This window comes from Pontivivens insulae, assembly GCF_900302495.1.
Classification (GTDB): domain Bacteria; phylum Pseudomonadota; class Alphaproteobacteria; order Rhodobacterales; family Rhodobacteraceae; genus Pontivivens; species Pontivivens insulae.
On the sequence record NZ_OMKW01000001.1, the window covers coordinates 295945 to 309173 of the forward strand.

The window sequence follows — 13229 nt, forward strand, 5'->3', positions numbered from 1 at the left end:
ATCGTTTGGTTATCTTTGCGCCACGTCAATATCGCGGATGGCGGATTCAAATGAAATCGCCCCATCACCAACCTGACAGCCCGCAGTCTCAATGCTTACTTCCCGCTGATCTGCGATAAGTGCCTGATTATTATAGAGAGAAAGCACCTGCACACGCTCATCACATGCGCCAGTCTCGGGGTTTACGCGAAGCGCTGTATCAACAACGCCCGAGGCTGTGCGGCGCGATACGGGAAGCGTATAGACTTCCAGCTGGCGTCCGCCCAAGAGGCCGAGACGTGTTAGATAGCCACCACCCTGACGGCGCGAATCGCGGTAGGATCGTGCATTACCCTCCCAAACATGGCCCTGATCCCCATCACCGGCACCATATTCAAAGGCGTGCAGATCCAGGTTCATCTGGCCCTGCCAAGCGATACCAACCCGCGCAATACGGTCGATGCCACGGATCGACATGGACGCTTCGCCCTGCGCACCGTCCTGGAACGTTGCGGTGATCTGAGTATCTTCATCGAATGCGGGTAGGTCTGCTTCCAGCTGACCGAAATCGTTCGTCAGGAAATCCACCTGAATGCCGGAATAGGCCAGTGTGACCAGCGCGTTTGGACGGCAGTCTGACACGAGGTTGATCGCCACCAATTCGCCCAATTTTGCGGCCGCTGCCAGTTCCACAGCGCAGTCCCCTGCACCCGTGCTGAGCGGCGCGTCGGTGATGCTCGGAACAGAAAGCTGACGATCGGTCAGTGCGGCCTGACGGGTTCCGGACCCACCAATAGACGGGCGCCGCGGAAGCGCGATGTCAGCCATGGCGAGCAAGCTCGGCGTAGAGGGCGCTGTCGGGCGCGGCGCGCTGCGATCGGCTTCCGGCGAGGTGGTGACGGGCAGGATAATCTGTGCCGCACGCTCGGTCACAACGCCGGTGTCCCCACCCAAGCCAGGTGCCGCCGCGATTTGCGGGCGCGATGTGGTTTGAGCGCTCAAGCCCGAACTTTCCGACGTTCCGCCATCGGCCGGCAGGAACATCGACGTGACGGTGCGCAAGGAAATTCCGCTAGGCTGCGGGCGAACCGGAGCTGCATCACCCAAACCCGCAACCTGAATATCGTCGATATTGCCGATCGCACCGAGGCGCGGCTGCGACAGCTGCGGACGCGACGGCGTCGGTGCGGCTCCTGCGATTTCAGACTGCCCACCCAGGGAAGGTGAAGACAAACCACCCGATTGCGGGCGTGTCGGTGCGCCAATCGATGGGCGCGACGGTGCAGCAGAACTTGTGCTCAGCCCGCTTCCACCACCCAGCCCGCTTCCACCACCCAGCGACGGCGCGGAGGGTGCAGACGGACGGCCGAGGCCGGCAAGCTGAGTTCCACCGCCGGATGCACCCTGCGGGCGCGGCGGCGCGGGCGCGAACACGCGGGAACCACCGCCAAGCTGAGGCGCGCTCGGACGTGCAATCGCCACACGCTCTGGCGCGGCACCGCGAGACAGGCTTGGAACGCTGCCCTCATCAACGACTGTACCGCCGAAGCCGGAAGAGACCATGCCGGCGGTCACGCCCGCACTTTCTTGACGCGCAAGACCGACACCGGCGACCTGCGACGGTGTTCCGATCTGAACCGGCGCGAAGTCCCGGTTGCGCAAAGAGGCGGTCGCGTCAGCGGCGGAAATGCCAACATCACTGTTGGGCGCGGCAAGGGATGGAGCCCGGAGTGTGGGGAATCCGGAGGCACCAGCCTCTGCCATCGCGCCGCTGTCGCGACCTGTCAGTGCCTCAGGGAGGCTGACATTCAGGATGACCTGTGCGCTGGGGCACGCGTCACCTTGGATCACACAATAGGTGAAGGTCACGCGCCCGTCGCACGGGTCAGAATTCAAGTATTCGATCTGCCCGCCAGAGCGGCGCGCCGTACCACAGACAGGCTGCTGCAGGATCAGAATGCGATCCGAGTCGCCATCGGCGACGTTCAGATCGTTGTTCAGAACATCGAGGGCTTGCGTCCGTCCGGCCCGGACGGTGAAGACATCTTCAATTGCCTCGTAGTCATCCACGGAACCAAAGGCAGCCATGATCGTGTCGCTTTTTTGCGCCATGGTGCCAACAGCCACGATCAGAACGACCGCCGTTAGCAATACCATAAACCGATCATCGGCCTTCATTGAACGATCCCCCACGAATCATTAAAGGAGACGAGTGTCACCCCTCAAACCTGAGTAAAGCGCACATCCGTCTGACTTTTCAACCTCTTCGGACTGGATCGGCGGTAAAGCTGCATTTGTGACGGTTTTAGCGAGAGATTGTGGCCCAATCGCGTCATATTGCGGGTCAAATGACGGAATGTTCGTCAGCGACGGGAGCGAATCGCATGAAATTTGGTGTCGGACAATCGGTAAAGCGCATCGAGGATCCACGCTTTCTGCGGGGGGAAGGGGCGTATGTCGACGATCTCGAGGCACCGGATGCGTTGGTGCTGCACGTGCTCCGCTCCGACATTGCGCACGGCCTGATCCAGAAGATCGATGTATCCCGGGCGCGCGGAATGCCAGGTGTTCATAGGATCTACACGGATGAGGATCTGTCGGATCGCCTCAACGCCATTGATGCACAACTGCCTTTGATACAGGCCGACGGCTCAACCGCACCGGCCGTTGCGCAACCTCATCTGGCGCATGGCAAGGTTCGCTATGTCGGTGAGCCTCTGGTCGCAATCATCGCCGATAACCTCAACGCCGCGATGGACGCTGCCGAGTGCATTGAGGTTGAGACCGACACCCTCGACACAGCTTTGAAGCCAGCCGTCGACCAGCCGCAATTGCATGATCACCTTCAAACAAACAAGGTTTTCACCTGGGATGTCGGAGACCTCGCCGCCACCCAGCATGCTTTCGCCGAGGCGGCGCATTGTGTTGCCCTGCATGTTGTGAACCAGCGCCTTGCTATTCATCCGGTGGAGACGCGGGGCATACTCGCCATACCAGACGGCGACGGGTGGAGTGTCTGGCTCGGCAATCAGGGTGTTCACGCCGCACAGTCCGATCTTTCCCGCGATTTGCAGGTCGCTCCCGAACATATCCGTGTCCACGCACCGGATGTTGGCGGCGGTTTCGGAATGAAGCTGATGGACCACCCTGAATACGCCATGGCATTGATCGCTGCACAGGATCTTGGCCGTCCGGTCCGGTGGACCGGCACGCGATCCGAGAGCTTTCTGTCAGACATGCAGGGCCGCGACGTCCAGACCCATGCCGAAGCAGCCTTCAGCGCAGAGGGTCGTTTGACGGGGCTGCGCTGGCGCTCCACCGCTGATCTGGGGGCCTACGTTCCGGGCTATGGCGCAGCCGTGCCAACGCTCTTTTCCGGCCATCTGATCGGTGGGCTTTATGACGTCGCACATGTGCATCACGTGGTGGAGGGGTTCGTAACCAACAAAGCCCCCGTCGATGCCTATCGCGGCGCAGGTAAGCCCGAAATTCTGCATGTAATGGAACGCCTTATGGATGAAGGTGCGCGAGCAACCGGGCTCGATCCCGTTGAAATTCGCCTGCGCAATCTGATCCGGCCAGAACAGATCCCCTATGAGACAGCGGGCGGAATTCCCTTTGACGCACTCGACGCGCCAGCGATCCTGCGACAAGCCGCAGACCTTGCGGATGTGGCAGGATTTGGGGCGCGCAAAAGCGCCGCACCGCGCGGGCTTGGCATCTCCTGCTATTATGAGCGAACCGGCGGCGGGCCGACGGAACGCGCGAAAATCGACATCTCACGCGATGGGAAAATCAGGGCAGTTGTTGGAACGCAAAGCTCTGGCCAAGGCCATGACACAGCCTGGGCTCAGATCATTGCAGAGGAGCTTGGCGTTCCTTTTGACACCATCGAACTGCAGGCGCCGAGCACGGATCTGCTGGAGGCCGGAGGCGGTACGGGTGGGTCACGTTCCGCCGTTCAGGCAGGGCGCAGTTTTCTGAGGGCCAGTGCGGATGCCATCGCGCAAGCCCTTCCAAATGCTGCGGAAATGCTGGAAGTCGCTGCGACTGACATCACCTTTGACAAGACGAAAGGGGCCTTCACGATTGTCGGCACCGACCGCAGCATCGCGTTCCTCGACGTGGTCGAGGCGATGGACGGCCTGACCGCGCAGGGCGGGACCGATGACAAGGTGCAGACGACGCCCAATGGCTGCCATATTGCCGAGGTTAGCCTTGATGTCGAAACCGGGCAGATCACGCTTGAGCGCTATACGGTCGTCGATGATTTCGGCCGTGTTATCAATCCGATGCTGGTTGAGGGACAGGTCCATGGCGGTGTGACGCAGGGCATCGGACAGGTGCTGTGCGAGGCAATGATCTGGGATGAAGATGGTCAGCCGTTGAGCGGATCTTTGATGGATTACGCGCTGCCGCGCGCGGCGGATCTGCCCTTCTTCGAGGTGGCCTTTGTCGAGCATCCGACACCCTCAAATCCGATGGGATTGAAAGGGTGCGGAGAAGCGGGTTCCGTTGCGGCCGTGCCTGCTGTGGCCAATGCAGTGATGGACGTTCTGGCGACGTTTGGCGTACGCGAACTGGCCCCGCCTTATACGCCGGGGCGGGTTTGGGCCGCCCTCAGCGCTGCAAAAGGTTAATGCCAAAAACACTGTGCACAAGGCGTGCACCACCCGTGCACAAAGCGTATGCCAACAGCGCACAGGCGTGCGGACGTTAATCGGATCTTGCGATGGCAGTCGCATCGAAAGGATTGCTTAACATCTTGGCGGCAAAACCCTTCGTGATCCCCCCAGATCGCATTGAGGAGTCATCGCTTTGCCAAAGTCACGCCCACCCCCAGCAACAACCCGATGACCGCCGCGCTTAATCCAAAGAGGGTCACACCCGACGCTGTCGCCAGGAACGTAATCGCGGCTGCGTCCCGCATGCCCGCGTCTGACAGCGCAGCACTGGCGGAATTCGCGAATGTGCCGAGCAGTGCGACACCTGCGACGGTCGCCAACAGCATATCGGGTGCGAGAGCGGCAAGGCTGGTCAGCAGCGCCGCGAAGAGACCAAACAGACAGTAAAAGGCACCAGCGCAAACCGCAGACCAATACCGCTTTGACGGATCGGGGTGAGAGTCTTCATCCGAGCACATTGCAGCCGTGATCGCGGCGAGACAGGTGGCGGGTGCGCCCAACGTGGCGGTGAGGATGCTCGCCGCGCCCACGCCGCTGAGCAGCGTGCGTGGGGGTGGTGTGTAGCCATAGCTGCGCATGACGGCGAGGCCTGGGATGTTCTGGGTCGCCATCGTCACGATGAACAGCGGCAGCCCAACCCCGAGAAGGGCTTCGACCGAGAAAATAGGGAGGGTTACAACGGGAGCGGACACAAGCCGGAGGTCTTCCAAACCTGACCGATCGCCCAGGACTGCGATCAGAATGGCGGCCATCAGCACGGCGGCTGGCACAGCGAACAGACGGCTGAAGCGTCCAACGATGAACCATGTGGCAATAATCGGAACCGCGATTTGCGGCGCCTCGCTCAACGCCAGAAACGGCTGAACACAAAGCGAGAGAAGGACACCCGCCAGCATGGCCTGTGCCACCGCCGGTGGGATTGAGGTCGCCAGCCGTCCCAGGGGACGCCAGAGGCCCGCGATCAGGGTCAGCAGGCCCGCAATCAGAAATCCGGCGACGGCCCCGGCAAAACCGCCCTCGACAGCCGGGCTGACGGCCAGAAGGGCAACGCCGGGCGTGGACCAGGCGACGCTTGCAGGTTGGCGGGTGATGAGGCTGAGCAGGATGCCGGACAGGCCCATGGACAGCGCCGCGAACATCAGACCCGACCCGGCCTCTACCGTCGTCGCGCCCATGGCGTCGAGCCCGGCCAGCACGATCGGAAAGGAGCTGAAAAAGCCGATGATCGCGACAACAAGCCCGGTCCAGATTGTTTGCGATGGGGGCATTTCAGGCGTCTCTCATGTCTTGCGCTGGTTGGTGCTTAGCGCGCTACCGCGTGCAACCGCCCTCAGTCCGAACGATTTTCGCGGGGGGTATTGAGGCGGCCCTGCTCGCATTTGACATGGTGCAACGCTGCGGGTCGAGAGATGCATTGCACGGATACAAAACCGCGCTGACGGCCTCTCCTATGCGGAACGTCGCAGTGAGGGGATTTCGTCAGGCGTGAGAGCAATCAAACGGCCGGTCGCCCTGACGATCTCACCGAAAAGCACGCCTCCCGTTCGGAAGCGTGCTTAGGTGGTTTGTCGACAACGGGTGAACGCCGTGGTCAGAGTTGGCCGTGGCAGTGCTTGTACTTTTTGCCAGAGCCGCAGGGGCAGGCCTCGTTGCGCGAAACATTGCCCCAGGTCGACGGATCTTCGGGGTTGCGCGCGGGGCCAGCCTGCACGCCGGGGGTGGCGGGTGTGTCACCGGTCTGAGCGGCAGCACTTGCGCCCTGCGCCTGCTGATCCGCCGCCATTTGCTGCATGCGTGCGACCAGCGCATCACGCTCTTCCGGCGTCATGATCTGCACATTGGCAAGCTGTTTGGTCACTTTCGTGCGCAGGCCAGACAGTAGCCCGTCGAAAAGCTCGAACGCCTCGGTCTTGTATTCGTTCAGCGGGTCACGCTGCGCATACCCCCGGAAGCCAACGACAGAGCGCAGGTGATCAAGGGTCAGCAGATGATCGCGCCATTCTTTGTCGATGGTCTGAAGCAGGATCTGCTTCTCCACGCCGCGCATTGTCTCGGCACCATATTTGGCGACCTTCTGGGCAGCGGCCTGATCGACATCAGCCTTCAGCCGCTCCTTGATGTCATCATCATCGACGCCTTCCTCATTCGCCCACTCGACGACTGGGAAGTCCCGACCGAACGTATCTTTCAGCGCCTCGGCCAGCCCTTCGGTATCCCATTGATCCGCATAGGCGCGGGGCGGGATGTAGGTGGTGACGAGATCGTCCACGGCTTCGTGACGCATATCGCCAACAGTCTCTGACAGATCATCTGCTTCCATGATCTCGCGGCGCTGTTCGAACACGGCCTTACGCTGATCGTTCATCACGTCATCGTATTTCAGCAGGTTCTTGCGGATGTCGAAGTTGCGCGCCTCGACCTTTCCCTGCGCCCGCTCAAGGGCCTTGTTGACCCAGGGGTGAACGATCGCCTCCCCTTCCTTCATGCCGAGTTTCTGCAGCATGCCGTCCAGTCGGTCGGAGCCGAAGATGCGCATCAGATCGTCTTCAAGGGACAGGAAGAAATTGGTGCGGCCCGGATCCCCCTGGCGGCCCGAACGGCCACGCAGCTGGTTGTCGATGCGGCGGGATTCGTGACGCTCTGTCGCGAGGACGAACAGGCCGCCCGCCTCAAGCACCTTTTGCTTCTCGGCCTCAACCTCGGCCTCATATTTCGCTTCGAGTGCGGCGAGGGCCTCTGGATCGGTGATATCCTTCTCGGCCGCTTCGGCAGCAGCCATCAATTCCGCGTTGCCGCCCAGTTTGATGTCGGTGCCGCGTCCGGCCATGTTGGTCGCGATCGTGACCGCGCCCAGACGTCCGGCCTGCGCGATGATGCCGGCCTCTTCTTCGTGGAAGCGGGCGTTGAGCACTTTGTGCGGGATCCCCTCTTTCGTCAGCAGACCGGCGAGCAGCTCGGACTTCTCGATTGAGGTGGTGCCGACGAGGGTTGGCTGACCCTTTTCATAGGCGATCTTGATGGCGCGGACGACGCCGTCATATTTTTCTTTCGCGGTGCGATAGACCTGATCGTCATTGTCGATCCGCGCGATGGGGCGGTGGGTCGGAATCTCGACCACGCCCAGGCCGTAGATTTCCTGAAATTCCTCTGCTTCGGTCAGTGCGGTGCCGGTCATCCCGCCCAGCTTGTCGTAGAGGCGGAAATAGTTCTGGAAGGTGACGGAGGCGAGGGTGACATTCTCAGGCTGGATCTTGACGCCTTCCTTGGCTTCCATCGCCTGGTGGAGCCCTTCGGACATCCGGCGACCGGCCATCATGCGGCCGGTGAATTCGTCGATCAGAACAACTTCGCCATTGCGGACAATGTAGTCCTTGTCACGGGTGAAGAGAGTGTGCGCCCGCAGGGCCTGCGTGATGTGGTGCACGATCGTCGTTGATTCGGGGTCGTAGAGCGTCGCCTCCGGTTCGATCAGACCGGCCTCTTTCAGACGCTCTTCCAGGAATTCATTGCCCTCTTCGGTCAGCGTGGCGGAGCGCTGCTTTTCATCCAGCTCGTAATGCTCTTCGGTCAGATCGGGAATGAACTTGTCGAGTGTGATGTAGAGCTCGGACTTGTCCTGAGTCGGGCCGGAGATGATGAGGGGCGTGCGCGCCTCGTCGATGAGGATCGAGTCGACCTCGTCCACGATGGCGAAGTGGTGGTCGCGCTGCACCATCTCTTTCGTGGAGGTTTTCATGTTGTCGCGCAGATAGTCGAAGCCCAGCTCGTTGTTCGTCGCATAGGTGACGTCGCAATCATAAGCCTGCTGTTTGGCCTGCTCGTTCATGCCGGGCACGACCACGCCGACGCTGAGCCCCATCCAGTTGTAGACCTTTGCCATCCACTCCGCATCGCGGCGGGCAAGGTAGTCGTTCACCGTCACGACATGGACGCCGCGGCGGGTCAAGGCGTTGAGATAGACCGGCAAAGTCGCCATGAGGGTTTTGCCCTCACCCGTCTTCATCTCGGAGATATTGCCCTGGTGCAGGAAGATCCCGCCGATGAGCTGAACATCAAATGGGCGCATCCCGAGGGCGCGGACGGATGCCTCTCTCATCGCGGCGAAGGCTTCGGGCAAAAGCGCGTCGAGACTTTCCCCGGCCTCGTGACGCCCGACATATTCCTGTGTCTTCGCCTTCAGGTCATCGTCGCTGAGCGCCTGCATCGCGGGTTCGAGATCATTGATCTTTGCCACAAGTGACCGGACCGACTTGACCTTGCGATCATTGGCGGTGCCGAACACCTTTTTCGCGACCTTGCCCAAACCCAACATACAGCTACCCGTTTCCAATTTCCAAAGGGCCGGAGCGTGCCGTGCGAACGCGTCAGAAACTGTCATCATCGGGTGGTTGCCCGTCCGCGGCTGACAGCCTAGGTTTGGCGCGGCGGCGGTGCGTCTGGCCTTGTAAAAGCGCCTTGGGAGATAGTCCCGGCACATCACCGTGTCAACGGCAGCGCGTCCGCACGGGATGTGTGAGCCGCCGCAATTTACAGAAGGCGCGACCCGGACGGGGCCGCGCACCGAACCGGAGAGATGATGTACAAGTTTCTGACGACAACCGCACTGGGTTTGACGCTGGCCTTCACGGGAACAGTGACGCAGGCACAGGAGACGGCAGATGAGGCGACGGAAGCGGCGTCGTTTGCCGAGGATTACGACCTGGATACGGTGGTCGCCACCGTGAACGGAACCGATATCACGATGGGTCACCTCATCGCGATTTACGACCGTCTGCCCCCCAACTATCGCCAGATCCCGCCCGAGGTTCTGTTCAGCGGCTTGCTGGACCAGCTGATCGACCAGCAATTGCTGAGCGAGGCGGCAGTTGCGAATGGGGCAGAGGATAAGCGCCCGGTCCGCATCCAGATCGAAAACGACCGTCGGGCCGCATTGGCCAATGACAGCGTGATGCGTGTTCTGGACGCCGAAGTGACCGAGGATGACGTGCAGGCCGCCTATGAGGACATCACTGGCGAGATGACCCGCACGCAGGAATATAATGCGTCGCATATTCTGGTTGAGACCGAGGAAGAGGCCATCGAGATTCAGGGGCTTCTGAACGATGGCGCTGATTTCGCGGAACTGGCGGCCGAGCGCTCTACCGGGCCATCTGGCCCCAATGGCGGCAATCTGGGCTGGTTTGGCCCCGGTCAGATGGTGCCCGAATTCGACGCGGCCGTGCAGACGCTGGAGGTCGGAACGATCTCTGAACCGGTCGAGACGCAATTCGGCTGGCACGTTCTGACCGTGAACGAGACGCGGATGTCGCCGCTGCCGTCGCTGGAAGAATTGCGGGCAGAGATTGAAGGCCAATTGAATCAGGATGCACTCGCCGCTGAAATCGAGGCGCTGCGCGCGGGAGCCGATATTGTGCTGCCCGACGCGCAGGTGCCGCCGAACGCGCTGGATGAGTTGGACCTGACCGCCGACTGATCGGCGGGTTTTGCGCAACACTCACCCCACCCTGCCCCACCGGGCCGGGTGGGGTTTTCGTATTCCCCCCAGACCCATCAGGACGCCATGACACAGATCACCCGTTTGATGCCCGCCACACCGAAGGACAACGCCGCCCCGCTGGCGCCGCGCGATGGAGAAACCGTGTTTCCAACCATCGAAGGTGTGCGCTTTGCAGCGGTTGAGGCAGGTGTGCGCTATCAGGGGCGTCTGGATGTGATGCTGGCAGAGTTGGCGCCGGGATCGTCGGTGGCCGGGGTGTTCACGCGCTCATCAACACGGTCAGCCCCCGTGCGAATGTGTGAGGCGCATCTGGCAACGGCAGCGCAAACTGAAGCGCCATTCGCGATTCTGGTGAACTCGGGCAATTCGAACGCCTTCACCGGGCGTGCAGGCGATGAGAGCACCGACGCACTGGCCAAGGCGGTTGCCGCGCGGATGGATTGCCCGGTCTCTCACGTATTTCCGGCCTCAACCGGCGTGATCGGGGAGCGGTTGCCCCATGACCGCATCGTCGCAAAGATCGACCAGCTTGCCGACAGTTTGAGCGCCGAGGCCGGCGCGCGCGCCGCGCAGGCGATCATGACGACCGATACCTATGTCAAAGGCGCGTGGTGCGAGGTTGAGGGGATGCGCATCGCGGGGATGGCCAAGGGCTCTGGCATGATCGCGCCGGATATGGCGACGATGCTGGTTTATATCTTCACCGATGCCGCAGTCGCTCAACCTGTCTTGCAGGAGATTCTCGGCGAGCTGACCGATACGACGTTCAACGCGATCACGGTGGATGGCGATACGTCGACCTCTGACACATTGATCCTGGGGGCCACGGGTCGGGGTGGGACGCCACGGATCGAGACCCGAGACGATCCGCGCTGCGCCCTGTTTGAAGAGGCGTTGCGGGCTGTCATGCTGGACCTGTCCCATCAGGTTGTGCGGGATGGCGAAGGTGCGACCAAATTTGTCGAGATCGCGGTGACGGGGGCCGCGTCCAACAGCTCTGCCCACAAGGTTGGGATGAGCATTGCGAACTCTCCGCTCGTCAAGACGGCTGTGGCGGGAGAGGATCCGAACTGGGGACGGATCGTGATGGCGGTTGGCAAGTCTGGCGAGCCAGCGGATCGAGACACCCTGTCGATCCGGTTCGGCAATGTTCTGGTCGCCGAAAATGGCTGGGTCGCGGAGAGCTATCGCGAGGAGGCAGGCGCTGCGATCATGCGGGAAGAGGACATTGCGATCCGTGTCGATCTGGGTCTTGGCGGCGGCGCTGCCACCGTGTGGACCTGTGATCTGACCCATGGCTATATCTCGATCAACGCGGATTATCGATCATGAAGATGGTGCTGGTGAGCGCGGTCGCACTGGTTGATCCCGACGGGCGCGTCCTGATGGCGCAGCGGCCTGAGGGCAAGTCGATGGCCGGGCTGTGGGAATTTCCGGGCGGCAAGGTGGAACCGGGAGAGAGCCCGGAAGCAGCGCTGATCCGCGAGTTGCACGAAGAATTGGGGATCGAGACCTGGGACAGTTGTCTGGCCCCGCTGACCTTTGCGAGCCACAGCTATGCAGAGTTTCATCTGCTGATGCCACTCTATGTCTGTCGCAAGTGGAATGGCACGGTGCGCGGGATGGAAGGGCAAGCGCTCAAATGGGTGAGGCCCAAAGAGCTACGACACCTGCCCATGCCCGAAGCGGACGTCCCACTTGTATCGCATTTGATCGATTTGCTTTGACCAAATGCAACCCTTGGTTGTGAATCAACTTGACCGATAGCTGAGTTAACCTAAAATTTACCCTAGAGTGTCCACATACAAACAGCGACGCCGGGGGAAGCTATGAAAACGATCATGATCAGCAAATACATTGCCGTTCAGGGGCGATTTGTCGAAGCGCTCAAGGATGGAAGCATCACCGTTCGGGTCGGGACACGCCTGTTCCGGGGATTCCCGGTCTGATTGTAGTGGTGATTTGAAACGAACTGTTGTCCGGCGTCCCGGACAACAGAATTTCGCCTTTTCAGACTATACTGCTTTCAGGGCGTTCGCGCTCCATTCCCACAAACGTTCCGCCTCCGCATCATCGGCGGCATGTGCCTCAACACCGAAATAGCGGGACGTCTCGCTTTCAGGATCGCTGGGCGCTGCGATGTTGCAATCCTCACAATAGACACCCGCATGACCATTCAGCGCAGGAGAGGTTGCGGCCCAGAGGGTCGTGGAAGCGCCCTGCTCCGGCGACTTGAAACCTGCCTTTGCGAGTTCAGACGGCTCCCCATCTTCACCGAGCCAACCGAGCGCGATCATCTCTTCCTTGGGCAGATGCCGCTGCAATGGCGTGAAGATCCCGCCAGGATGGACGGAGAAGGCATGACCGCCGCTTGGCTTGAGACGACGGGACAGCGCATTCGCAAACAGTGCATTTGCTGTCTTGGCTTGGCCGTAAGCGACCCATTTATCATAGGGCTCTGCCTGAAAATGCATGTCATCCCAACGAATGCCCGACAGTTTGTGCCCTGTGGACGAGAGCGCGACGATCCGCGCACCCTCGCTGGCTTCGAGCTGTTCCATCAATGACGTGACCAGCGCGAAATGGCCCATGTGACAAATGCCGAACTGGGATTCCCAGCCGTCGCCGATACGGGCCTCAGGACAGGCCATAATCCCGGCGTTGCAGATCAGAATGTCGATCACGGGATGTTCGGACGCGACCTCAGCCGCGAAGGCACGGACAGAAGCAATGTCGCCAAGGTCCATGGCCTTGCTGGAGACGTCGCCAGCCACACCGGCCAACGCGTCGGCTGCTTTTTCACGGCTTCGTACAGGGACAATAATCTTTGCACCCTTTTCTGCGAGCGCCCGAACGGTTTCAAGGCCGATCCCGCTATAACCGCCGGTCACAATCGCAGTTTTGTCGGTCAGATCAATGTCGGCGAGAACCTCTGAAGCCGTGCTTTTGGCATGGAACCCGGTTTCGAGGGGTGTCTGGTCTGAGAGGGACATGATGCTCTCCTTTCAAGCTATCTTGTGTGCTCTCAAATTAGGGGCGTGTTCCGCAGGGCAGGAGATGCGTTTCTC

8 protein-coding genes are annotated in these 13229 nt (G+C 60.9%); 4 read left to right on the forward strand and 4 right to left on the reverse strand.

From position 1 onward, the window contains the following. Positions 1-9: 9 nt before the first annotated feature. A complete protein-coding gene (locus tag POI8812_RS01485) occupies positions 10-2157 on the reverse strand; it encodes a hypothetical protein (protein ID WP_108780757.1) in 2148 nt (715 codons plus the stop codon). Between the two features lie 206 nt (positions 2158-2363). Between POI8812_RS01485 and POI8812_RS01490 the strand changes: the two genes are divergently transcribed. After that, complete coding sequence (locus POI8812_RS01490; RefSeq protein ID WP_162844850.1) at positions 2364-4619, forward strand: xanthine dehydrogenase family protein molybdopterin-binding subunit; 2256 nt, start codon at positions 2364-2366, stop codon at positions 4617-4619. Between the two features lie 170 nt (positions 4620-4789). Here POI8812_RS01490 and POI8812_RS01495 read toward each other — a convergent pair whose 3' ends face one another. Together POI8812_RS01495 and secA are read right to left on the reverse strand one after the other, a co-directional pair. Continuing rightward, positions 4790-5932, reverse strand: a complete 1143-nt coding sequence (locus POI8812_RS01495; RefSeq protein WP_108780759.1) for a benzoate/H(+) symporter BenE family transporter — start codon at positions 5930-5932, stop codon at positions 4790-4792. A gap of 323 nt (positions 5933-6255) precedes the next feature. After that, complete coding sequence (secA, locus tag POI8812_RS01500) at positions 6256-8976, reverse strand: preprotein translocase subunit SecA (protein WP_108780760.1); 2721 nt, start codon at positions 8974-8976, stop codon at positions 6256-6258. Between the two features lie 264 nt (positions 8977-9240). On the opposite strand from secA, the gene POI8812_RS01505 reads away from it, so the two are divergent. The 3 genes from POI8812_RS01505 (at position 9241) to POI8812_RS01515 (ending at position 11888) form a co-directional block, all read left to right on the forward strand. Continuing rightward, a complete protein-coding gene (locus tag POI8812_RS01505; RefSeq protein ID WP_162844851.1) occupies positions 9241-10137 on the forward strand; it encodes a peptidylprolyl isomerase in 897 nt (298 codons plus the stop codon). An 87-nt stretch (positions 10138-10224) separates the two neighbouring features. Beyond that, positions 10225-11493 carry a bifunctional glutamate N-acetyltransferase/amino-acid acetyltransferase ArgJ gene (gene argJ, locus POI8812_RS01510; protein WP_245895189.1) on the forward strand — a complete coding sequence of 423 codons (1269 nt, stop codon included), beginning with the start codon at positions 10225-10227 and terminating at the stop codon, positions 11491-11493. After that, positions 11490-11888, forward strand: a complete 399-nt coding sequence (locus POI8812_RS01515) for a (deoxy)nucleoside triphosphate pyrophosphohydrolase (RefSeq protein ID WP_108780762.1) — start codon at positions 11490-11492, stop codon at positions 11886-11888. Before argJ ends, POI8812_RS01515 begins: the two co-directional genes overlap by 4 nt. Positions 11889-12176: 288 nt before the next feature. Here POI8812_RS01515 and POI8812_RS01520 read toward each other — a convergent pair whose 3' ends face one another. Beyond that, entirely contained in the window at positions 12177-13154 is a 978-nt protein-coding gene (locus POI8812_RS01520) for an oxidoreductase (protein WP_108780763.1), read from the reverse strand. Between the last annotated feature and the right edge of the window lie 75 nt (positions 13155-13229).